This window comes from Spongiactinospora rosea (assembly GCF_003315795.1).
GTDB classification, from domain to species: Bacteria; Actinomycetota; Actinomycetes; order Streptosporangiales; family Streptosporangiaceae; genus Spongiactinospora; species Spongiactinospora rosea.
Window position 1 is genome coordinate 228,439 of sequence record NZ_QMEY01000012.1, and the last position, 22,221, is coordinate 250,659.

Here is a 22,221-nt window from a genome sequence, read left to right on the forward strand (position 1 = left end):
ATGGGGAGGCGAGCGCCCTTCCGGCCGACTAGCCTGGGCGAGTGACAGATCGCATCGAGGCAGCCGCCGCTGAGCTGCGTCCCCTGCTCCAAGAGTTCATCCTGTGGGCGCCTGAGCATGCGCCCGACAGCGATCCCGATCTGGTGGGGCCCGCGGTGCTCTGGCACCGGCTGGCGGCGTCCCCCCATATCGGCAGGTGGAGGCGCACCGACCTTCGCACCGTGCTGCTCGACCGCATGCCTCAGGTCATCGAGGACCCGCAGGAGGCGGCCGAGGGGATGATCCCCGCCGTCCGGGCGTACCTCACGTTCCTGTCCGAGACGGGCAAGCTGGCCGACGGCTCCGACAAGCTCGACACGCTCCTCGACGAGCTGGACGAGCTGGAGGACGACTTCCTGGAGGCGATGGACGACGTCGACTACGACGGCGAAGACGACGACGAGGCCGAGAGCCTGGGCGACTTCGAGCCGTTCGCCGACGCGATCGGCGCGCTGCCCACCATCCGGCTGCGCCCCGACGTCGAGCTGGCCGCCGCGGCGCGCCAGGTGCCGCTGCTCACGACGACCCGCGACCTCGCGATCTGGGTCGGGCCGTCACGCAAGATCGGCGACGAGAGCCTGCTCGGCGACGCGGAGATCATGGAGGCGCTGCGGGCCGTCGGCCTGCCGGAGCCGCCGCCCGCCGCCGACGGCGAGATCTCGCTGGCCCAGCGCGTCCCCGCCCTGTGGAACATCTGGAACCTCGCGGTCGACCTGGAGTTCCTGCTGCCGCAGGGCGACGACACGGTGGGGGTGGACGACGACACCGCCGCCTGGCCATTCGACGACGACGAAGACGTGCTCGACGTCTGGCTCCTGGGCCTGCAGTCGGTCGACTACGGCGATCCCGAGCTGGACGACGAGGAGCTGACGCTCACGCTCTCCGGGCTCACCAGGGCCGCGCTCGTGCGACTGCTGGTCGCCCAGGGCTCCCGTGACCTGGGCGAGCTGCGCGCCGAGCTGGAGGAGGCGGTGGCCGACCTCGACGACCTGGGCGCCGACGCCTGGGCCGCGGCCACCGAACAGTACGGCGACGCGCTGGCCACCGTGGTCGAGTGGCTGCGCGGCTACGGCCTGATCACCGTAAAGGGCGACGAGATCCGGCTCACGCCGCTCGGCTTCGAGGGCGTGATCCACCTGGTCGACGACGCCGACATCGAGGTGGACGCCCGCCCCTCGATCGACGCCATGACCGCCCTGGACCTGCTGTCGTTCAGCGCCGAGCTGCCCGAGGAGGAGGCCGACGCCGAGTTCGCGGCGTGGATGGCGCTGCGCGAGCCCGGCCAGGCGGCCAGGGAGCTGCTGCTGGCCGCCGCGGAAGACGACGCCGACGCGCTGGTCCGCGTACAGGCGGCGAGCATGGTGGGGTCGCTCGGCGACGACGCGGTCGCCGCCTGGCAGGAGGCCCTGAAGATCTCCTCGCTGCGACCGTACGCCGCCACGCACCTCACCCAGCTCGGCGTGGACGACGCGCCCGAGCCCACCCAGGCCGACACCCACTGGCTGATCCTCGACATGTGGACGATCTCGGCGGGCCTCGGCCGCCAGGAGTTCGTCAGCAGCCTGCACGACATCGGCCCGGCCGCCGACCTGTCCAACCTGCTCGACGTGATCTGGAAGGTCCGCCACCCGCACCTAGAAGAGCTGCTCGAAGCCATCGGCCAGGCCCACCCCGACCGCCAGGTCGGCAAAGCCGCCAAACGCGCCCTCTTCAAGGCCCGCTCCTCCGCCAACTGACCCCCGCCAGGACCCGAATCCTCCACCCCCCAGCCTTCGGGCCCCGGCGACGCCTCAGCGCGATCGCGCGCAACCCCCCAAAGCACGGTTCGACCGGGCAAACCCTTTGGGGGCCTGAGTCGACACATGGCCCCTCAGTCCGCGCCATGCCAGTCGGGCAGCGGCCGGTAGATCGAGGTGCCCGCCCGCTCCAACTCCTCCCTCAGCCGGAAGTACTCGTCCCCGAACGGATCCACCCCCGCGAGCGGCATGAGCCCGCGCCGGATCGACAGGTCGTGGGGCGCGAGTTCGGCGGCCTTCGCCAGGTGCCGGCCGGCCGCCGCCGTACGGCCCCGGTGAAACAGCCAGGCCGCGATCCGGCCGTGCAGCCGGGCCAGCCGTTCGTCGTCGGTGGGCGTGCGCAGGTGCTCGCGTACGGCCTGCCCGCTCAGGCCGCTCTCCCCCGTACGCACCCACCGGCGCAGCGCCGCCGTGGCGGCCTCCGAGGACAGGCCGTTCATCGACCGGAACGTGTCCGTGGCGGTCATGGTGTCCTGCGGACGGGCGATCCGGCCGTCCTCGTCGATCCACACCACGGTCGGGACATTGATCACGTTGTACAGCTCCGCCACGCGGCCCTCCGTGTCCACGAGCGTGGTGTGGGCGAGGTCCTTCGTCCAGGGCTCGGCGTCCTCGGCGCGGCGGTCCAGCGACACGCTGACCACGCCGAAGCCGTACTCCCGAAGCTCGCGGTGCAGGTCGTCCCAGGCCGCCAGGTCGTACCGGCACCCGCACCAGGACGCCCAGAAGACCAGCGCGACCTTCGTGCCCCGAAGGCCGGACAGCGTGAAGCCGTCGCCGAGCGTGAAGTCAGGGGCCTCGTCCACGGACAGCCCGGCCGGCTCGCCGACGGCCACCACGCCTTCCTCCAGGTCCACGACGGCCTGACGGCCGAGCAGGTGCGCGAACGCGACGAGGTCGATCCTGGGCCCGGCCGTACCGGCGGCGGGCGGCGACTCCGCGGCGGCGGCCCGGAAGGCCGGAATGCAGGCGTCACCACGGCACCAGCCGTGCGGCTTGCGCTCCCAGCCGAGAACCGGCCTCCCCGACGGCATCACGAGATCGTCGATCAGCTCTTCTCGTCCGTCGGCAAGCAAGGTGATGTTATTGGATAGCGTCACTCTCCAATAGTTGGATAGCACTGCTCTCCAGTCAAGTGACAGTGGGGCGGAACACGAAAAAACCCCTTGGGTACTCCCAAGGGGTTGTTGCCTAACGTGTAGTCCCGACCGGATTCGAACCGGCGTTACCGCCTTGAGAGGGCGGCGTCCTAGGCCACTAGACGACGGGACCTTACAGACCGGAAGGGCTTTTCAGGGCCCTTCCTCCGCCGGATCTCCCCGGCGACGGCTGTAACTCTACCGCACCCAAAGTGGTGGGCAAAACGCTTACCGCCCGGGCGGTCGGCGAGCCCTTGACGCAGAGCTGAGAACGGGCTCAGCGGGTCTCAGCCAACGCTCAGCACCTGCCATGCACCGTGGGAGGCATGACAGCGAATGTCACCCCGGCCACCGCCCGACAGGCCAAACCCCAACCCCCGGCAGCGGACACCACAGGAAGTACGTCCGCCCCCACCGACCCCGCCGGCGCCGCACCAACGCCACCGTGGACCACCACAACCGCCCGCGGACCAGGCCCCCGGCCGATCACTCCCACCACCTCCCACCCAAGCCCACAGCGGACCGGACCGACAGACCCTGCTCACCCCACACCCCCGTACGCCGGCCCGCAAACCGCCGCCCCCAAGGCCGGCGCGCCCCAACGGACCGTCCCACCACGTCCCACCGCCCCCACCTCGGCGTACACCACCACGCCACCGCGGCCCGGCCCACCCCGCCCACCATGGGCCGGGACAGCCGCCCGCCCGTCCACGACCACCTCCGCTACACGGCCGGACACACGCACCGGCCCCGCCACCCACCTCGCCAGGTCACAAGCCCGCACACCCACCCCAGCGACCGCTCCGGCCACGAGCCCCACAACGCCCACACGGACGCACACCGGCACACGGAACTCCCCTCCCACCCCCCTCCAGGTCACCGCACCGCCAACGTCGAACCAGCAGCCATCCAGCGGTACCCCAGCCGACGCGCCCGCCGGAACCCTCATCGCTCACCCCGCCATCAGCGATGGCCTGCGCCGGGTCGAAGCGACCATCCGGCGGCTCAGCAACTCCTCCAGAATCCCCGCGATCAACAAGGCCGCCGCCAGGATCACCTCCGCGGGCGGCAAACGACTACGACCGGCCCTCACCCTGGCGACCGGGCTCGCCCTCGGCGGTTCCATGACCAGGCGTCTGGTGACCGGAGCGGCCTGCGTCGAAATGATCCACGCCGGTTCCCTGGTCCACGACGACCTCATGGACCAAGCAGCCGAACGCCGCGGAACCCGCACCCTCAACGCCGAACTGGGCGACCCCCGCGCACTCGTGATCGGCGACTTCATGCTCGCCAGAGCCGGGCTCGCCGCGCTCACCGCAGTGTCCCGCCCGGTCGCGGAGACCCTCGCCGCCACCGTCGTCGAACTGGCCGAGGGCCAGTACCAGGAGACCGTGAGCCTGTTCGACCCCGCACGGTCCATCGAGGACGCCATGCGGTCCATCACCGGCAAGACCGCCTCGCTGTTCCGCACGAGCTGCCTGGTCGCCGCCCAGTGCACACACGCGTCCCCCGAACAGCGCGTACGGCTGGCGATGTACGGCGAGCGGTTCGGCGTGATCTTCCAGATCCTCGACGACCTGCTCGACCTCGCCGGCGACCCCGCCATCCTGGGCAAGCCCGCGGGCAACGACCTCAGGCACGGCGTCTACAGCCTCCCGCTGCTGTGGGCCCTGCAGGACCCGAGCCTCGGTGACGTACGCGCCCTACTCGGCCGCCGTCTCACCGAAGCCGAGGCCGACCACGCGCTACGGACACTCCGCCACAGCGGCGTGATCGACCAGACGATCGAACGATGCCGCCGGCTGGCCGCCGAGACCGTGATCCCCGACCTCCCCCGCGGCGACATCGCCGACTCCCTCGCCGCCCTCCCGGCCGCCTACGTCAACTGGACCGCCACCATGGTCACCCGCTGATCCGAAAACAAAGGACTCCCCACAAACCAATACCGGCCCACCGAGATATCCGAGGAAAGAATCGCCCTCAGCCACTTGTTCATCCCCCGCCGCGTTCCGACGACGAACCCCACCGGCATCGCCGAGCGCATGCGCTCAGAGCGACCGCGAACGGCCGCGGTCCCACCCAGCGCATCAAGCGCCGCAAGGAGCACATCCCGCGCATCGGCCGGCCGCCCCCTCCCACCGCCGCCGTTACCGCTTCGAGGAACCGATCCACCATGATCAGGAACCATGAGCATGCGAATGGTTCTCGCCAGTCTGGGCGTCTTACTGGCCCTCACCGGCTGTTCCACTTTCCAGGAGGCCATGCAGGACAGCGTGCGGCAAGGCACGATAGAGGGCCTGTTGAGCGTCCTGGGGCAGGACGCCATCCAGGAGGCCGCCGGCGTCGAACTCAAAGACGTACTCGACTGTGTGGCGGAGCCGTCGTCCGGGGGTGACCACCGGGTCGATTGCTCGGGTCAGACGGAGGACGGCAGAAAGGCGTCCGTGAAAGGCGACGTGACCTCCGTCGACGCCGCTAAGGGCGTGGTCCGCGGCAGGCTCGCATTCGCCTTCGACGGCAAGGAACTCGGTGAGATGGACTGCCTCGGCGTCTGCTGACGCGATTCACGGGCGGAGCATGTAACCGGCGGCCGCCACGGTGGGCGGCCTCGGGGCCAGTGCCGCGCGCAGCGCCGGAGTGAGGATGTGGCGGGCCTCGGCAGGGGTGAGGCCGGCGGGGGTGGGGAGGGGGTTGAGGTAGCGGGTGTAGATGAGGCCGCCGAGGATCGTCACCACGGCCGTGGCACGGGCGGTCGCATCCCGGCCGCCGAGAAATTCAACAAGCCGGCCCAGCAGCTCGTGTTCCAGGTATTCGCGGAGCACTGCGGAGACCACCTCGCCTTGGTCGGCGAGCCGACGGAAGCCGGCGTCCTCCCACAGACCCGTCAACGCGTCGATCAAGCGGCCGGGAAGGGTGGCCGGGTCGCCGCCGAGAACCTCCTCCACCGCCAGCGCGTTGGCACACTGGACCTGCATCACGTCCGCGAACAGGCCCTTCTTCGAGCCGAAGTGGTACGCGATCAGCGCCGGATCGACCCCGGCGGCCGCGGCCACCGCGCGCAGGGTGGTGCGCCGGTAGCCGCGTTCCAGGAACAGCGCACGGGCCGCCGAGATGATCGACTCGCGGGTCGGCGGGTTGCCGCGAGGGCGGCCTCGGCCGCGGGCAGGGGTACGGGCGGCGTTATTCATCGACATTGAGCCTGGCGTTTCGCGCACGGCATGGTCAAGGGCGTTCCAGAACCCCACGAAGGGACGACCCGAAACGATGCGAATCGCAGTCTTCGGCGCGAGCGGGCCGACCGGCCGCCTCCTCACCGACCAGGCCCTCGCGGCGGGCCACGAGGTCGTCGCCGTGACCCGCCGCGCCGGCTCCGTCGCCGAGCGGCCCGGCCTTGCCGTCGTCGTCGGCGACGCCACCGACCCCGCGGCCGTCGCCGCCGCGATCGGCGGGACGGAGGCCGTACTGTCCGTGCTGGGCGTGCCGTTCGGCAAGGAGACCGTCACCACGTACTCGGTGAGCGCCACGGCCATCACCAAGGCCATGGCCCGCCAGGGCGTCGGACGGCTGCTCGCCGTCAGCTCCAGCGTCGCCGACCCGGACTGGCGCCCCAGCGGCGCGCACTTCTTCAACCACGTGCTGGACCCGCTGGTGAACAGGCGGCTCGGCCGCACCGTCCACGCGGACATGCGCCGTATGGAGGCGACGGTCCGTCGGACAGACCTCGACTGGACCCTCGTCCGGCCCTCGGGCCTCTTCGAGCACCCCGTCGTCACGGACTTCCACACCGCCGAGACCAGCGCCGACGGCCTCTTCACCGCCCGTACCGACCTGGCCGCGAGCATGCTGCGCGAGCTGGAGGAACGGCGGTACGTCCGCACGGCCATGGGCGTCATCACCACGGCCGTGCGGCCGAACATGGCCAGGTTGCTCTGGAACGAGGGCGTGAAGAAGAAGTGAGCCGGGCGACCGCCGGACTGCCGGCCGGTGTACGGGCGTTCCTCAACGCCCCCCGCACGGCCACCCTCACCACCCTCCGCCCCGACGGCACCCCGCACGTCACCCCCGTCCGCTTCACCTTCGACGCGGCCACCGGCCTGGCCCGGGTGAACACCCGGGCGGGGGCCCGCAAGGTCCGGAACGTGTCAGCGGGCGGCCTGGCGGCCCGTGTCGCGCTCTGCCAGACGGACGGCTTCCGCTGGGTCACCCTCGAAGGCGGGGCCGCCGTGACCGACGACGCCGCGCGCTTGGCCGAGGCGGTCCGCCGCTACGCCGACCGCTACCACGAGATCCCGCCCGCCCCGCCTGACCTGGTCGTCATCGAGATCACCATCGACCGCGCGCTGAGGCTCAACCTCTGAATCCCCCGTACGGAAAGCGAAGTGACACCGCGATGCCCACCCTCCCGATCCTCGACAGCACCCTGAACCTTTTCAACCGGTCGCTCGGACCAGGTCGGGGGTGCCTCCGCCGGGCTCGGACCGGGCCTGGCGCCCTGGCAGGACGCCTGGTCATGCGGATACGGCATCTCGCCTACCGCCTCTGACCAGCGAACCTGAGGGTGAAAAAGGGTTCCCTCTACCACCGCGATTGCGGTGACCCGGCGGGCTGTCGTTCGTCTTCCTCCATGGCAACCCCACTTCCTCCCATCTGTGGCGAAACGTCCTGCCGGAGGCGGCCGCGCCCGGCAGGCGCCTGCTCGCCCCCGACCTCATCGAATGGGCCGGTGCGGTAAACCGGACATCGCCTGCTCCTTCGACGATCACGTCCGCTACCCGGACGCCTGGTTCGATGCCCTCGGGCTTGCCGAGGCCGTGCTGATCGGCCAGGACTGGGGCGACGCACTCGCCTTCGACCGCGCCGCCCGCCTGCCTGAAGCCGCCGGCCGGTGACGGGTTCCCGGCGGCCGGGCGGGAGTTGTTCACCCTCCTGCGCACTCCCGGGGTGGGCGAGGCGATGATCCTGGAGAAGTCGCTGTTCATCGAGAAACTTCCGGACACCCTCGCCACGCCGCTCGTCCCCGCCGACCTGGACGTCTACCGCCGGCCATTCCCGACCCCGCAGAGCCGCCGTCCGATGCCGGCCTGGGCGCGCATGATGCCACTGGACGCCGAGCCCGCCGACGTCGTGGCCCGCGTCGAGCACTACGACGCCTGGCCGGCCACCAGCCCCGAGGTCCCCAAACTGCTCACCGCGTTCGAGCCGGGCCCAGGCGCGATGACCCGACCAGAAGGCCGTGACCTGGTGCGAGGAGAACATCGCGGGCCTGGAGGTCTCCCGGCACGGCCTTGCCGGCCACCACTCCCCGGAGGACCGCCCGGAAGAACTGGCCGCCGCGATCAACGCCTGGGCCCACCGCCACGCACTGGCGTCCCCAGGCAGTCGAACAGGCTTTAAAGTGCGGCCTCCAGATCGTCGATGGCCGCCAGGGGCTGGGCGAGCCGCTCGCGTTCCGCCTCGGTCAGAGTGAGGGCGCGCGCTCGGGCCAGGGCGTGCCCGGCGGCGGCGTGGTCCTTGGCGCGGATGGCGAGCTCGGCCCGGTAGACCAGCGCCTCCAGCAGCTCGGCCGCCGACGCGGTGTCCTTGTCCCGCTCCAGGGCACCGTCCAGGACCTCGGCCGCCCGCTCGTGCTTGCCGTGGGAGTCGCCCATCACGACCGCCCGGTTCAGCGAGGTGGTGAGCCTGCTCGTGGCCTCCTCCTCCGGCAGGGGGCGGGCGGTCATGAAGCGGATCCAGTTGCCGCCGGGGTCGATGACGGCGAAGCCGGAGCGGTTGCCGTCGTTCTTCCGCCTGCGCGGCCGGGTCATCCGGGGGATGCCGGAGACCAGGAGCTTGCCATGCGCCGCGCGCATGCCCGCGGCGAACGCCTCGAACAGCTCTCCGGTGTCCGGCACGACGATCACGCAGGTCCCGTAGGAGTCTTCAGGCTTGAACGCCTCCGGCATGCCGAAGAAGCCCAGTTGGAGATCCTCGCGCTTGAGCAGCACGTACGGGTTCGGCCGGACCTGGTAGTAGATCCGGTGGAAACCGAGCATCGTGTAGAAGTCGGCCATCTCGTCGATGGAGCGGCAGGGAAGCAGCGGTATGGCGATCTCGTTGGCCATCTGGGGGACTCCTATTCGTCGGCCATGGTGAACGCACCCTCTTCCAGGCGGCGGATCATCCGGTCGGTCCACTGGGCGCCGGCGTCGGCGGTGCTCAGCCACAGGGACAGCACCTCGCCGACCGGGCCCCAGGTCGCCAGATCCGTGCCCTCGGGCAGGTACGCGGTGATGCTCGCGCGCCACTCGCGCATGGCGCGGGCCCGCTGGCGCAGCAACTCCAGGGCCCGCTCCCGGGAAAGGTCCTCGATGAGGCCGATAGCGGCGCCCAGTACGTCCAGGCTCGGCTCGCGGTCGGCCAGCGCCTGGCCCAGCAGGGCGAGGTACTCCCGCTCGCCCTGCTCGGTCAGCTCGTACTCGATCCGCGGCGGCCCCCCGGCCTCGGAGGCGACCGTCTCGTGCGTCACCAGCAGGCCCTGACCGGCCATGCTCTTGAGCGCGTGATAGACCGAGCCCGAGGTCGCGGTCGACCACTCGTGCGCGCCCCACGACTCCAAATCCGCGCGGACCTGGTAGCCATGGGCGCGCCCGCGCCTGCGCAGCGCACCCAGGACCAGCAGCCGTACCGGCTTCATCGAACCCTCCCGATCTCCACTAGCCAAATTTGGCTAGCTGCCACCAGCAGCCTACCGCACCACCGTGGAGAAAATCGGCGCAGCGGCCGCCGTCCGGGAAGGCAATACGGTCGCCTACGACGAGGCCGACATCCGGATCCGGACAAGGGTGGTCACACCGCGTGGAGTGGAAACGCCCGAGGCCGAGGGTGCGACCGACTTCATCCAGTACGGGTACGACGCGGTCTCGCGAAGGACGTCGTACTGGGACAACGGCTGGTCCAAGACCCCCACGACCCGTGGGGGCATCAAGACCGCCTACGACTACAACACTCTCGGGCTGCAGACCAAGCGCACGTCACCTCCGCGGGCGGCACCAGCCGGCGTGTGCCGGAATGGACCCACCGCCGCTGAATCTGGATGTGGTGCTCGGCGATGACTCCGACGTCGGTCAGGTCACCGCCACCGGCAGTTGGACGATCACCGGCGGCGCCACCGCCCCGGGCGGCACCGGGTCCAGCAGCTTCGTCTGGAATGTGACCCTGCCGACCGACGGCGGCTCCACCGTCAAGCACGCCAGGCTCGGCGCCGATCACCCGCGCCTCCGGCAGCAGTCCGGTCGTTCACCACCGCAAAGGGAAGAACCAGCGCTTGGCCGCTGCCGACTACGTCTGGGCCTTCGCCTCCCTGCGCGCGCCGGGCCCCGGGCGCACTACGACCACCGACGTACCGACGGTGACCGGCACTCCAGCGCGCTACGCAACACCTTCAACCGGATGCCCGTACCACTGCTTGCAGGAACGCAAGGTCTATCGCGAGTTCGCCGCGTACCCTCAGCGCATGGGAAATCACGGCGTGATCTGAAGAACCTGGAGGATATGGGGCCATGCCGCCGCCCCCAAGGCGGCGTCCGCGCTCGGTGATCCCCCATACAGATGGCGTGCCGAAGCCGGAGCAGGCGGTTCCCCGGGCAGACGAGGGCGGTGACCCGCATCCGAGCTGCTGACTATACGAGCCGGACGACCCACCGCCGAGCGGCGGGCGGCCAGTTCTTCGGCAAAGGAGGACGAGGGCCACATCCGGTCATCCGCGCCCGCTACGAGCAGGAGATCGGCGGTCGCTCGCTGGACGGGAATCATCGCCGCTTCCGCTGCTCGGGCGAATTTCGTACGGCTGCGTTCGTAGAGCGTGCGATAGGCCACGGGGGAACCTACCGGCTCTGCCGGAGCCCAGGTGTCGTCATAGGGGACGAACGGCACGGGCTCGCCCCGCCAAGTCCACGAGGACCGGTACGGGTGAACGCGTCCATCGACGCCCGGTCCGATGTTCGCCCAGACGAGCGAGGTGGGCGACAACGCGACCACCGCATCGATACGGGGGTCGAGCCCGGCGATGAGCAGCGCGGCTTCGGCGCCTTTGGAGACCCCGACAACGCCGACGCGCCGTACCCCTGCATCCAGAAGCAAATCCACAGCGGTGGTGAAGGTCTCCAGCGGGATCTCACAGATTCCCGCCGGTTGCCCTGGGCCGCCGAACCAGCGGATCGACAACGCGACGGCCCCCTGCCGGGCCAACAGGCGCGACCTCTCGATCTCGATGCGCCCGCTGGAGCCGGCCAGAACAAGGACACCGACGTCTCCGCCGCCCCTGGGCGTGATCATGATCCCTTCGTAAGGCGTGGCAAGGCTGCATTCGGTGATCTCCACCCATACTTCCTATCCAAAGTTGGGACGTCAGCACGGGTGCCGACTTGACGCCTTGAGTAAATCGGGCCGATCGTGCCGAAGGGCGTGACGAGGTAGGCGACGGTGAGCGCCAGACGGACCGCGTCGTACCCGCCATCGAAGACGAACAAAGGCATCGGAGTGCGGCAACGCGGCAGGCGGGTGAGCACGGCGTGGATCTGCTCGGCTGCGACGGCATCGACGCTGGTCCCCGGTGGTACACGTTGCACGCCCAACGGTCGGGTCCAGGAGTTCGTGCTCTCTCCAGCCAGCCAGGAGAACGCCCACCTGGCGATGATCGGTTTTCCTGCCGAGTGACGGGTGGGGTGGTAGTTGTAGCCGCGGCCGGGTGAGCATTCCGCGTCGCAGCGCGGCCGACAGTTGACGTCGATAGCGGAGACGGGTGCGGTCGTGGTGTGCTGGGCGGCCGGCAGATCCCGCATGGCCTCGGTATTGATGCGTCCCTGAGCAAGCGCGGCGTAGGTGCTGCCATGGCCAGGACGATGAGGGCACCGGTCCAGCGGCCGGCACCGCGCCGGTCAGTTCGATCCCCCATGCACAAGGTGACCTACACCCGACGCACGCCGTGACTGCCCCGCGAACGCGCGTACACCTCGGCGCCACGGACCGCACGTGACCCCCGGGCGGCATCACGATGCGCATAGTAGGCAGCACGGGGAGACTTCCAGTAGCTCACACACCCGCTTGACGCTGTGACCGCCCTGCTTCTCCGCCTCGATGAACGGATCCACGCTCACCGGGCCTGTCGTCGCCCGAGTGAGAATGTCGACGTCATCCCGCAGCCACCGGCTCTCCCGGCGCAACACCGCCGACCAGCCCGTCCCGCTCACCCGCGTCGACCTCGGCCTGGCGCACCCATTGCCGCACCGAGGTCTCGGTCAGATCGAAATCCTTGGCGACCTCGCTGATCGACCGGCCCCCCGCCGGCACAACTCGACGATCTCCGCCCTGAACTCCGGTGTGAACGACCGCCGCACACGCGGTTTCTTCTTCGCCATGTTCTCCATCATGGACATCCTCCTGGGGGCGAACTCCCCTGATCTGAGGTGTCCGTCAAGCCGGAGCAAGCCAACACCACCACCGCCCACCGCCCACCGCCCACCGCCAGCCCACCGCCAGCCCACCGCCAGCCCACGCGGCACACCCGCATCGATCTCGACCCCGCGCACCCATTGCCGCACCGAGATCCCGATCAGGTCGAAGTCCGAGCCACCTCCCCGATCGACCGTTCCCCCCAGCACATGCGGCTTCCTAGGGGCGAGCCCTGGATCTCAAATACCCGTCCAACCGGATCAAGCCCAAATGATCAGCATCCACACATGACACGGCTCTCGCCGGCTCGCATGGACTGCACCGGAAATCACCGGCACCCATCCCCAAGAGGGCCCACACCACTGCCCAGCCCCGCCACCGATTGGCAACTACTAGCCCCGCACCAGGCCCACAGCGGCACGCGACCGACGCCCCCGCCCCGCCCTCGCAGAATCACCGGCATCCGCGCTCAGAGGGACCGCAGGCTGCTGACCGCCCCGATTGACGTTCGCCGCCGCACTCCGCCCAGGAGATCCACCAGTATCCGGGCCTGAAGAGACGCGATATGCCGCCGACCGGCGCACCGCCCGCCTTCGGCGTGCCGAGCCGCCTCTTCAGGCGGCGGCCTGCATGAGGTCGGGCCGGTAGCGTGCCACCCAGCTCCCCATGTCGCCGTTCTGCCACGCCGGGTCGATCGCGCCGAGCGGGATCGACACCTCCGGCCGGCCGGTGCGCCGGTCCACCGGAACCGCGGCCAGTCGCTGTCGCATCCACCCGGGAATCCGCTGCGGAACCACTCGCTCTCCCCAGCCGATGAGGCCCAGCGAACGCATCGTGCCCGCGCGGACCCGCATCCCGCCGGGGCGGCCGATCGTCCGTGGACTCGCCATCCTGGTCTGCACCTCGCCGACCCGTGTGATGTCACCCCAGGCCAGACGCGCCCGGAACCCCGAACCGTCCTCCAGTTCCACACCGAACGGCGAGAACCGGATGAGCGTACGGTCGGCCATCTTGGCGTACTTCCTCGCCAGCACCCCGACCAAGGCGCCCGTCCCTGCCAGGCCGACCAGGACGCCACCCACCGTCGTGGCGGTGAAGATCGCCCCGAGCAACAGCATGACCAGGAAGAACATCACCAAGGGGGCGGCGAACGGCAGTACGAACCTCCCGAAGGAGCCATTGACTCTGAACTCTTGCGAAGGGTTGTACACCGAGGTCAATTTAGTCCAACAGGCCCCTTCTGTATGCCTCGGCCACAGCAGAAGCGCGATCCCGGACGTCGAGCTTGGCGTACACGTGCAGGAGATGCGTCTTGATGCTCGCCTCGCTGATGAACAGCCTGGCCGCCGCCTCCCTGTTGGTCGCCCCGCCCGCGACCAGGCGCAGCACCTGCATCTCGCGTGGGCTGAGCGTGCTCTTGACCGGTTTTCTGACGCGGCCGACCAGCAGCCCGGCCACCGTCGGCGCGAGCACCGTCTCCCCCCGGTGCGAGGCCCGTACGGCGCGCAGCAGCTCTTCGGTGGGCGCGTCCTTGAGCAGGTAGCCGGTGGCCCCGGCCTCGATCGCCGGAAGGACGTCGGCATCGGTGTCGAAGGTGGTCAGCACGAGGACCCGGATCTCCGGCGCCAGCTCACGAAGCCGTTGGATGGCCCGCACGCCGTCCATCCCGGGCATCCGAAGGTCCATCAGCACCACTTCGACGGCCAGCTCCCTTGCCAGCCTCACGCCCTCGGCCCCGTCGCCGGCCTCGCCGACGACCTCGATGTCTCCCACCGCCGCGAACGCCGCCCGCAGCCCATCACGAACCACCGGGTGATCATCCACAATGAGCACCCGGATCACCGGCTCCGAATCTCCCGGATCACCGCTCACCGCAACTCCTCCACCGAACCGCCCTCCAACGCCGACCCGGCGAGGCCCCCTACCGGAGTGAGGCCAAGCGCACGTCGTTCACCCAGTCCACCCGCATCACCCGGAACTCGGGTGCCGTCTTACTCCGCTTCGACTCGTGTTCATACGCGAAATGCCCACTACCCCATCGGCGCCGAAAAGCGAGCCCTGCCAAGGCGCCCGCCGAGTGCCCGGTGAAGGCACGCTTCGAGCAGAAGCGCCGCCCCCTCTGAACACGACTTCGGCCAAGCCACCCCATCCACCGCCATGAGTCCGCGAGACCTCCGGACCACAGCCCATTACCGGACAATCGCAACCGGCGACATCGCCGCCCATCGGATCACGCCTCATACCCAACGAGCCAGCAGCGCGGCCATACAAATCGATCACCGTTCCTTCAGCAAGGTCTCCGGGTCCGCGGGGTCGGCCGGGATCGCGGGGAGGGCGAGGGCGATGGCGGTGCCGTGGCCGGGGGTGCTCTCGATGGTGAGCGAGCCGCCCACGCCGCGGGCGCGCTGGCGCATGGTGTCGAGGCCGAAGCCCGCCGAGCAGGCGGCGGCACTCGCGTCGAAGCCCGTGCCGTCGTCACGGACGTCGAGCAGGACGGTGTCGTCGAGGTAGTCGAGCGTCACACCGACCCGCTCGGCCTTCGCGTGCTTGGCGATGTTGGACAGCGCCTCCTGGGCCACCCGGAAGATCGTCACCTCGACCCCGGCGACGAGCCGTCGGGGCGCGCCCGTCACCTCGACATCGGGGGTGATCCCCGTGCCCTCGGCCCATTGGCCCGCGAGGTCGGCCAAGGCGTCGGGGAGATGAGCTCCATCCAGTGGCTCCGGCTGCAGCGCGCGGACCGATCGCCTCGCCTCGGTGAGGGCACGGCCGGCCAGTACGGCGATCTGGTCCGCGTGCCGCCGCCACTGCTCCGGCTCGTCGCGTGCCCCGTCGGCCGCTCGGACCTGGCCGATCAGTGCCACGAGATCCTGGGCGATCGTGTCGTGGATCTCCCTGGCCAACCGCTGTCGTTCGTCCAGCACACCGGCTTCTCTGGCCTGAGCGACGAGTTGGGCGTGCAGCCCGGCGTTCTCGGCGAGCGCGGCCTGCAGACGTTCGTTGGCCTTTCTGCGCCGCTCGCTCTCCAGACCGACCTGCCATCCCACGAACAGCAGTGGCACCGACAGCCCGAGCAGCGCGGTGATCAGATCGATCTGCCCGAACCCCCGTCCGCTCGGATCGCTCTGAGCGACCACAGTGGTGATCGCCGTGGCGGCGACCCCGACCATGATCGCCCGCTTCGGGAACAGCACGCCGGCCAGCGGGTAGCCGATGGAGAGGAAGAGCGTGAAGGCCACGCTCGTCGCCACGAGGGCGCCGCCGATGGCGAGGATGCCCGCATAGTGGACGATGGTCGCCGCCTGGTGGGTACGGCGCCGCGGATAGAGCCAGTGCATCCATGGCAACCACACCGCCGCCAAGCCGGAGAACACCCACGTCTGCGAAATGACCTGTCCGAGCGCGAGCGCGGCGAGAAGAGCGACCGCCAGGAGGGCGTACGCCAGCGCCAGGTAGGCCCACACCTCCCTGCTTCGCACAGAGGCCCCCTCGTCGGGCCCGAGCCAGGTCATCTCCATCACCCCCACCGAGTCACTCCCATCTGAACATCTTGGCCGACAGCAGTGAGAATCCGAGTGCGACCACGGCCATCACCCCCAGGTGCAGCGGCTCGGGCCAGGCCCCCGCCCAGCTCGCCCGGAGCGCCTGCATGAAGGCCCCCAGCGGGGTGAAGTCGCCCACGTCGGCGATGAAGGCGGGCAGGCTCTCCACCGGCACGAAGATGCCCCCGAACACGATGCTCACGAAGAAGACCGCGACGCCGATGCCGGTCGCCACGCGCCCGCTGGGCGCGATCGCCGCCACCAGGAGCCCCACCGCGAACAGTGACATGACTCCCAGGACGAAGGTGAGCAGGAACGCGGGAATGCTGCCGGGCGGCCCGAACCCGAAGGCCGCGACGCCGACGGCAACCACCAGTGCCATGGAGACCAGCGCGAGCAGCGCGCCCACGACGAGTTGGGCGCCCAGGAGCAGGGCCGGGTGGACGGGCGTGCCGGACATCCGGCGCAGGATGCCCTTCTCCCGGTATCCGGCCATCGTGCTGGGCAGGAGGTTCATCCCGAGCTGGGCCAGGCCGAGGGCGATGGCCGCCGAGGGAAAGAAGGTCTCGATGGCGTCTTTCCCGCCGCCCGGCGCCATGATCACACCGAACAGGGCGACGATCCCCACCGGCAGCACCAGCACGATCAAGGTGGCGGCCGGATCACGTAGGAACAGCTTCAGCTCGTACTTCGTCAGCGCGGTCATCCCGCTCTCCTTGTCATCTCGCTCGTTGTTCGGATCTCAGCCACGCCGGTGAGCGGAACGGCTTTCGGAAGCGCCCGGGGAGCCGCTGGAGCCGGGCGGCCGGCTGCCGGTCAGGGCCACGAAGGCGTCGTCGAGACTGGGCTGATCGACGCGGAGGTCACCGGCCACGATCTGGTGACGGGCCAGCACGGACGTCACCGCATGCAGTAGGTCGCCGTTGCCGGACACCTCCACCCGGGTGCCCGTCATGCTGACCCTGGTGACCTCGGGCAGGCCGGTCAGCAGCCGCTCGTCCAGCGGGGCCGAGGGGCGGAACCGCACCCGCTGCTCGGGGACGGCACGCGAGATCAGCCCTGAGGGGCTGTCCACCGCGACGACCCGCCCCGCGTCGATGACCATGACCCGGTCACAGAGCCGCTCCGCCTCCTCCATGAAGTGGGTGACGAGCAGCACGGTGACGCCCCCGGCCCTGACCCGCTCGATCAGCTCCCAGGTGTCGCGCCTCGCCTGCGGGTCGAGGCCGGTCGTGAGCTCGTCGAGCACCACCAGCTCTGGAGAGCCGACGAGGGCGAGCATGATGAACAGGCGCTGTTTCTGGCCCCCCGAGAGCTTTGCGAAGGGCGTGTCGCGCTTGGCGGCCAGCCCCCAGTCGTCGAGCAGCCGCCGCCAGTCGGCCGGGGTGTCATAGAAGGAACTGTGGAGGTCGAGCGCCTCCCACACCTTCAGCCGCTCAGGGATCTGGCTCTCCTGGAGCTGGATGCCGATCCGCCGCCGCAGCCGCTTGCCGTCAGCGCGCGGATCGAGCCCCAGCACTTTGAGCGTGCCGGCGTCGGCCCGCCGCAGCCCCTCCACGCATTCGACGGTGGTGGTCTTGCCCGCGCCGTTCGGGCCGAGGATCCCGAAGATCTCCCCGGCCTCCACGGAGAAGGACACGTCGTCCACCGCCACATGCCGGCCGTACTCCTTGCGCAGGTTGCGCACATCAATCACCGTCATGCCAAAAAGAATGCGGCCGGCGCCCCCGGCTTCGGATCGCCCATGAAGCGCATCGATCGGTGGATTCGCCGCATCAACCGATCGGTGGATAGGACCTCCCACGATCGATGAGCCGACCAGGCGATTCGCAACCCGGGGCTCGCTTGCCAGGCTTGCCTCATGAACGATTTCTCACGCCGCACCGCACTGAAGTCCGCCGCCGTCGTCGCCGGGGTGACTGGGGCCGGAGGCGTCGCCGCCGGCCGAGCAGGCCGACGCGTGACCACCTATGTGTTCGTCACGGGGGCCAATGGCGGGCTGTCGGCGGACGCCGAGCTGGTCCTGCGCGGGCACCGCACGGTCGCCGTGGAGCTGCCCGGCCACTTGGCGACGGATGAGCAGTTCCGGTCGGCCTACCAGGTGCCACAGGATACGGAGGCGCTGGCCACCGCACCATCGGTAATGGCCAAGATCACTCTCGACGACTACGCGGCGGCCACCGTCGCGACCGTACGGCGGGCGGCGAAACACGGTCCCGTCATCCTGGTGGGCGGCAGCATGGGCGGAGCGACGATCACCAAGGCGGCCAACGAGGTGCCGGATCTGATCGACCGGCTCGTCTACGATTCGGCCTTCTGTTGCACCAAGCTGCCCAGCCCGGAGGCCTATCTGGCCACGCCGGAGGGAAAGCCGAGCCAGATCGGCGCCATCCTGGGCGGTGTGGCGGCCGATCCGAGGGTGATCGGCGCGATCCGGATCAACTGGCGGCTCGCCGATCCCAAGTTCCTGGGCCCGCTCAAGGCCGCGCTGATGGCCGACTCCTCGGAGGCCGAGTTCATGGCCATGCTCAACGGTTCGCTGCCCGACGACAGCCTGCACATCGGGTCGGCCGACGCTCGCGGGCGCAAGGAGACGTGGGGCCGCGTGCCCCGCACCTACATCCGGCACACCGAAGACCGGGTCATCCCGTCGGCCCTGCAAAACCGGATGATCAAGGAGGCCGACTCGCTCACGCCACGTAACCGCTTCGACGTGCGGACGGTCCGCACCGCTCACGCCCCCAGCCGGGCCGCATGGAAGCAGATCGTCGACATCCTCGACGACCTCGCCTGAAGGGCCGCCATGGGCAACGAAAAAGGCGGCTGCCCGAAGGACATCCGCCTCAAATGAACACTTGCTGGGGTACCAGGACTCGAACCTAGACTAACTGAACCAGAATCAGTCGTGCTGCCAATTACACCATACCCCACCGCGCGGTGATCCTCGCTGGAATCTCTCGCGGCGACCTCGGCAAGGATAGCCCAGCTTTGCCGCCGAGACCAAAACGAATACCCGGCGGGTGCCACCGGCATGCCGGGTAAGGAAGGATAGATCCCAGGACACGCGTGAGGAGATCCGACTTTGACCGCGAACCCGTTCTTCGCACCCAGCGACCTGCCGTACCACCTGCCGCCCTTCGAGGAGATCGCCGAGGAGCACTACCTGCCGGCGTTCGAGCGCGGGATGGCCGAGCAGCTTGCCGAGGTCGCCGCGATCTCGGGCAGCCCCGAGCCGCCGACCTTCGACAACACGATCGCTGCGCTGGAACGTTCTGGCCGGATCCTGGATCGGGTGTCCACGGTCTTCTTCAACCAGGTGTCCTCCGACAGCACCCCGGGCACCCGGGAGATCCAGAAGGAGATCACTCCCCGGCTCGCCAAGCACGGCGACACCATCAAGCTCGATCCGGCACTGTTCAAGAGGATCAAGGAGCTGCACGCCGTCCGGGAGACCCTGGCGGACGACGAGGCATGGCTGCTTGATCGTTACCACACCGATTTCGTCCGCGCGGGCGCCGAACTGGACGATCAGGACAAGCAGCGGCTGATGGAGCTCAACGACGAGCTGTCCAGGCTGTCGACCGAGTTCGAGCAGAACCTGCTGGCCGACACCAGCGCCGCCGCCGTCGTGGTGGACGACCCCGCCCGGCTGGACGGGATCTCGGTCGAAGGGGCAGCCGAGACGGCCAAGGCGCGCGGGCTCGACGGCAAGTACGCGATCTCGCTGATCCTGCCGACGGGTCAGCCCGCCTTGAGCGGGCTGACCGACCGAGACCTGCGGGAGCGCCTGCACAAGGCGGCGACCGGCAGAGGCGGCACGGCCAACGCCGGCATCGTCACACGGATGGCGCGCCTGCGGGCCGAGCGCGCCCGCCTGCTCGGCTACGCGCATCACGCCGACTACGTCGTGGCGGACCAGACCGCGCCGGAGCCCCAGGCGGTCACCGACATGCTGGCCAAGCTGGTCCCTGCCGCCGTCGCCAACGCCAACGCCGAGGCCGAGGCCCTGCGCGCCGAGGCGGGCTTCGACCTTGAGCCGTGGGACTGGGCGTTCTACGCAGAAAAGGTGCGCAACGCCCGATTCAACCTCGACACGGCCCGGATGCGGCCCTACTTCGAGCTCGACCGCGTCCTGCGCGACGGCGTGTTCTACGCGGCCGGCAAGCTCTACGGCCTGACCTTCACCGACCGGCCCGACCTCCGCGGCTACCACCCGGACGTCCGGGTGTTCGAGGTCTTCGAGGAGGACGGCACACCGCTCGGCCTGTTCCTCGGCGACTACTACGCCCGCGAGTCCAAGCGTGGCGGCGCCTGGATGAACAGTCTGGTCAAGCAGTCCGATCTGCTCGGCGAAGCGCCGGTCGTGGTCAACAACCTCAACATCGTCAAGCCACCGCCCGGGGAGCCCACGCTGTTGACCTTCAGCGAGGTCAACACCATGTTCCACGAGTTCGGCCACGCGCTGCACGCGCTGTTCTCCGACGTGCGGTTCCCCCGTGTCTCCGGTACGGCGGTGCCTCGCGACTTCGTGGAGTACCCGTCGCAGGTCAACGAGATGTGGGCGGTATGGCCCGAGATCTTGGCCAACTACGCCAGGCACCATGAGACCGGCGAGCCGATGCCGCAGGAGATGGTCGACCGGATGCTGGAAGCCGAGCGGTTCAACCAGGGCTACGCCACGGTCGAGTACCTGGCCGCCGCCCTTCTCGACTGGGCCTGGCACACCGAGGGCGGCGCGGCCGAGGTGACCGACTGGGAGTCCTTCGAGAACCACGCTCTGTCCCAGGCGGGCCTCGACCACCCCTTGATCCCGCCGCGCTACCGCAGCACCTACTTCGCCCACATCTGGTCCAGCGGCTACAGCGCGGGCTATTACTCCTACATCTGGAGTGAGGTCCTCGACGCGGACACGGTGGAATGGTTCAAGGAGAACGGCGGCCTGCGCCGGGCCAACGGCGACCGGTTCCGCCGCGAACTCCTCAGCAAGGGCGGCAGCATCGACCCGATGAGCGCCTTCCAAACCTTCCGCGGCCGCGTCCCCGACATCGCCCCCCTCCTCGCCCGCCGCGGCCTCTCCTGACCGCCCCCAAGACAATGCTGCGGGCCGCCCGAAGGCAGGCCGGATCCACGGACGGCCACGGGCCCCGGGCCGCTACGCCAGGGCCCTAGGGCAAAGCTGAGAAGCAGGGCGGGCATGTTCCTGCGGAGAGGTCCGAAACCGAGGTCAAAGCCAAGGTCTCGCCCGCGAACCACGGTCCCGGGCGAGACCTGGCAAAGGATCTGCCCTCCCTGCGGGCCCGCAGAGGCCAGGCCCTGGGACGGCCCCGCAGGCTCAGCCCGTGGCCCCCGGGCTCCAAGGATGGCTCTGAGGGCTCAGGCGACAGTCTGGGCCCTCGGGGTAGACCTCTGGGCCAAGGCAAGGAGCAACCGAAGGCGCAGGCGGAAGCAAGGCCTGAGCGACGGCCAAGCGCCGGACCCAGTCTCTGGGCAGAACCAGGCCCCAGGCCAGGCGATTGCTGCCCCGGGGGACGACGCCATCAGGGGCCCAGACGGAAACCAAGGCGCCGACCCTCCGCAATGGCCCCGAGAGCCAGCCCGGGGGCAGTGAACCTTTTCAACCTCAGGTTCGCTGGTCAGAGGCGGTAGGCGCGATGCCGTATCCGCATGACCAGGCGTCCTGCCAGGGCGCCAGGCCCGGTCCGGGCTCGACGGAGGCACCCCTGACCTGGTCCGAGCGACCGGTTGAAAAAGGTTCAGTGATCAAGCAGGGGTCGAACTATCGCCCACCCCTGGAAAAGGGACAGCCAAGGGCCTAGAGAGAAACCAAGGCCCGAGCAACGGTTAAGCGTCCGGAATGGACTCGTGGAGCTCAGCCCAAGGGTAGAACCAGACCGCAGGCCCCAGCTATCACCGGCCCTTGCGGAAGGGACGGCCGAAGGCCCAGACGGACGACAAGGCCCGAGCAACGGCCAAGCCTACGGAATGGCCCCCGAGGCCCAGCACATGGACGGAACCAAGCCACAACCCTGGACCGCCCCGGCGAAGTTGGAGGCTAGATCGCTTGGTTCTCGGCCGCCAGGTCAGTGCCGGCGGTCGATCGGTGGAACGTCTCCTCATACTCGACCGGAGGGACGTTCCCACAGTAAGAATGTAGCCGTTCAGAATTGTACCAGGCAACCCATTCCATCGTGGCGATAGTCACGTCCATGACGCCTTTCCAGCCGCCGTAGAAGTCGATGAGCTCCTTCTTGTAGAGACTGTTCATGGACTCGGCCG

The 22,221-nt window shown here is 69.5% G+C and carries 23 protein-coding genes and 2 tRNA genes; 10 read left to right on the plus strand and 15 right to left on the minus strand.

Going from position 1 to position 22,221, the window contains the following annotated elements:
• Window positions 1-41: 41 nt before the first annotated feature.
• Window positions 42-1,775: a hypothetical protein gene (locus DP939_RS26060; protein ID WP_113983398.1), complete on the plus strand. Its 1,734-nt coding sequence runs from the start codon at window positions 42-44 to the stop codon at window positions 1,773-1,775.
• Between the two features lie 134 nt (window positions 1,776-1,909).
• On the opposite strand, the gene DP939_RS26065 is transcribed toward DP939_RS26060, so the two are convergent.
• Together DP939_RS26065 and DP939_RS26070 are read right to left on the minus strand one after the other, a co-directional pair.
• Complete coding sequence (locus DP939_RS26065) at window positions 1,910-2,869, minus strand: TlpA disulfide reductase family protein (protein WP_113983430.1); 960 nt, start codon at window positions 2,867-2,869, stop codon at window positions 1,910-1,912.
• Window positions 2,870-3,034: 165 nt separating this feature from the next.
• Window positions 3,035-3,107, minus strand: a tRNA-Glu gene (locus DP939_RS26070).
• Between the two features lie 193 nt (window positions 3,108-3,300).
• Here DP939_RS26070 and DP939_RS47110 point away from each other — a divergent pair.
• Together DP939_RS47110 and DP939_RS26080 are read left to right on the plus strand one after the other, a co-directional pair.
• Window positions 3,301-4,887, plus strand: coding sequence for a polyprenyl synthetase family protein (locus DP939_RS47110; RefSeq protein ID WP_199565415.1), 1,587 nt, complete (start codon window positions 3,301-3,303; stop codon window positions 4,885-4,887).
• Between the two features lie 273 nt (window positions 4,888-5,160).
• A complete protein-coding gene (locus DP939_RS26080) occupies window positions 5,161-5,532 on the plus strand; it encodes a hypothetical protein (RefSeq protein WP_113983399.1) in 372 nt (123 codons plus the stop codon).
• 6 nt (window positions 5,533-5,538) lie between these two features.
• Here the strand turns inward: DP939_RS26080 and DP939_RS26085 are convergent, their stop codons facing one another.
• A complete protein-coding gene (locus tag DP939_RS26085; protein ID WP_113983432.1) occupies window positions 5,539-6,162 on the minus strand; it encodes a TetR/AcrR family transcriptional regulator in 624 nt (207 codons plus the stop codon).
• 76 nt (window positions 6,163-6,238) lie between these two features.
• Between DP939_RS26085 and DP939_RS26090 the strand changes: the two genes are divergently transcribed.
• The 4 genes from DP939_RS26090 to DP939_RS47120 all read left to right on the plus strand — a co-directional run bounded on the left by DP939_RS26090 (window position 6,239) and on the right by DP939_RS47120 (window position 8,368).
• Complete coding sequence (locus DP939_RS26090; protein ID WP_113983400.1) at window positions 6,239-6,931, plus strand: NAD(P)-dependent oxidoreductase; 693 nt, start codon at window positions 6,239-6,241, stop codon at window positions 6,929-6,931.
• Window positions 6,928-7,332, plus strand: coding sequence for a pyridoxamine 5'-phosphate oxidase family protein (locus DP939_RS26095; RefSeq protein WP_113983401.1), 405 nt, complete (start codon window positions 6,928-6,930; stop codon window positions 7,330-7,332). The genes DP939_RS26090 and DP939_RS26095 overlap by 4 nt, the downstream gene beginning before the upstream one ends.
• A 357-nt stretch (window positions 7,333-7,689) precedes the next feature.
• A complete protein-coding gene (locus DP939_RS47115) occupies window positions 7,690-7,863 on the plus strand; it encodes a hypothetical protein (protein WP_199565416.1) in 174 nt (57 codons plus the stop codon).
• Window positions 7,864-7,888: 25 nt separating this feature from the next.
• The gene (locus DP939_RS47120; RefSeq protein WP_199565417.1) at window positions 7,889-8,368 is read left to right on the plus strand and encodes a hypothetical protein; all 480 of its coding nucleotides are present in this window, start codon (window positions 7,889-7,891) and stop codon (window positions 8,366-8,368) included.
• Here DP939_RS47120 and DP939_RS26105 read toward each other — a convergent pair.
• Window positions 8,365-9,075, minus strand: coding sequence for a VOC family protein (locus DP939_RS26105; protein ID WP_113983402.1), 711 nt, complete (start codon window positions 9,073-9,075; stop codon window positions 8,365-8,367). The two genes, DP939_RS47120 and DP939_RS26105, sit on opposite strands and share 4 nt — an antisense overlap.
• A gap of 11 nt (window positions 9,076-9,086) precedes the next feature.
• Complete coding sequence (locus tag DP939_RS26110; RefSeq protein WP_113983403.1) at window positions 9,087-9,647, minus strand: PadR family transcriptional regulator; 561 nt, start codon at window positions 9,645-9,647, stop codon at window positions 9,087-9,089.
• Window positions 9,648-9,711: 64 nt separating this feature from the next.
• Between DP939_RS26110 and DP939_RS45545 the strand changes: the two genes are divergently transcribed.
• Window positions 9,712-10,065, plus strand: a complete 354-nt coding sequence (locus DP939_RS45545) for a hypothetical protein (protein ID WP_147268138.1) — start codon at window positions 9,712-9,714, stop codon at window positions 10,063-10,065.
• A 409-nt stretch (window positions 10,066-10,474) separates the two neighbouring features.
• On the opposite strand, the gene DP939_RS26120 is transcribed toward DP939_RS45545, so the two are convergent.
• The 8 genes from DP939_RS26120 to DP939_RS26145 form a co-directional block, all read right to left on the minus strand.
• Window positions 10,475-11,332: an acyl-CoA thioester hydrolase/BAAT C-terminal domain-containing protein gene (locus DP939_RS26120; protein WP_113983404.1), complete on the minus strand. Its 858-nt coding sequence runs from the start codon at window positions 11,330-11,332 to the stop codon at window positions 10,475-10,477.
• Window positions 11,284-11,871 carry a transposase gene (locus DP939_RS46320; RefSeq protein ID WP_404828609.1) on the minus strand — a complete coding sequence of 196 codons (588 nt, stop codon included), beginning with the start codon at window positions 11,869-11,871 and terminating at the stop codon, window positions 11,284-11,286. Before DP939_RS46320 ends, DP939_RS26120 begins: the two co-directional genes overlap by 49 nt.
• A gap of 271 nt (window positions 11,872-12,142) precedes the next feature.
• Window positions 12,143-12,301 (minus strand): transposase, encoded by a 159-nt coding sequence (locus DP939_RS45550; protein ID WP_147268139.1) that lies wholly within the window; start codon window positions 12,299-12,301, stop codon window positions 12,143-12,145.
• A gap of 716 nt (window positions 12,302-13,017) precedes the next feature.
• On the minus strand, window positions 13,018-13,614 hold the full coding sequence (locus tag DP939_RS26125) for a hypothetical protein (RefSeq protein WP_147268140.1): 597 nt from the start codon (window positions 13,612-13,614) through the stop codon (window positions 13,018-13,020).
• 10 nt (window positions 13,615-13,624) lie between these two features.
• Window positions 13,625-14,245, minus strand: a complete 621-nt coding sequence (locus DP939_RS26130) for a response regulator (RefSeq protein WP_113983406.1) — start codon at window positions 14,243-14,245, stop codon at window positions 13,625-13,627.
• Window positions 14,246-14,679: 434 nt separating this feature from the next.
• Window positions 14,680-15,915: a sensor histidine kinase gene (locus DP939_RS26135; RefSeq protein ID WP_199565418.1), complete on the minus strand. Its 1,236-nt coding sequence runs from the start codon at window positions 15,913-15,915 to the stop codon at window positions 14,680-14,682.
• 19 nt (window positions 15,916-15,934) lie between these two features.
• Window positions 15,935-16,651, minus strand: coding sequence for an ABC transporter permease (locus DP939_RS26140; protein ID WP_113983408.1), 717 nt, complete (start codon window positions 16,649-16,651; stop codon window positions 15,935-15,937).
• A gap of 36 nt (window positions 16,652-16,687) precedes the next feature.
• Window positions 16,688-17,647 (minus strand): ABC transporter ATP-binding protein, encoded by a 960-nt coding sequence (locus DP939_RS26145; RefSeq protein WP_113983409.1) that lies wholly within the window; start codon window positions 17,645-17,647, stop codon window positions 16,688-16,690.
• Window positions 17,648-17,806: 159 nt separating this feature from the next.
• Between DP939_RS26145 and DP939_RS26150 the strand changes: the two genes are divergently transcribed.
• Entirely contained in the window at window positions 17,807-18,739 is a 933-nt protein-coding gene (locus tag DP939_RS26150) for an alpha/beta hydrolase (protein ID WP_113983410.1), read from the plus strand.
• Window positions 18,740-18,803: 64 nt separating this feature from the next.
• Here the strand turns inward: DP939_RS26150 and DP939_RS26155 are convergent.
• Window positions 18,804-18,875, minus strand: a tRNA-Gln gene (locus tag DP939_RS26155).
• 152 nt (window positions 18,876-19,027) lie between these two features.
• Here DP939_RS26155 and DP939_RS26160 point away from each other — a divergent pair.
• Window positions 19,028-21,025: a M3 family metallopeptidase gene (locus DP939_RS26160; protein WP_113983411.1), complete on the plus strand. Its 1,998-nt coding sequence runs from the start codon at window positions 19,028-19,030 to the stop codon at window positions 21,023-21,025.
• Window positions 21,026-21,997: 972 nt separating this feature from the next.
• On the opposite strand, the gene DP939_RS26165 is transcribed toward DP939_RS26160, so the two are convergent.
• The coding region (locus DP939_RS26165) for an integrase core domain-containing protein (RefSeq protein WP_147267783.1) at window positions 21,998-22,221 on the minus strand (224 nt) is incomplete at its 5' end.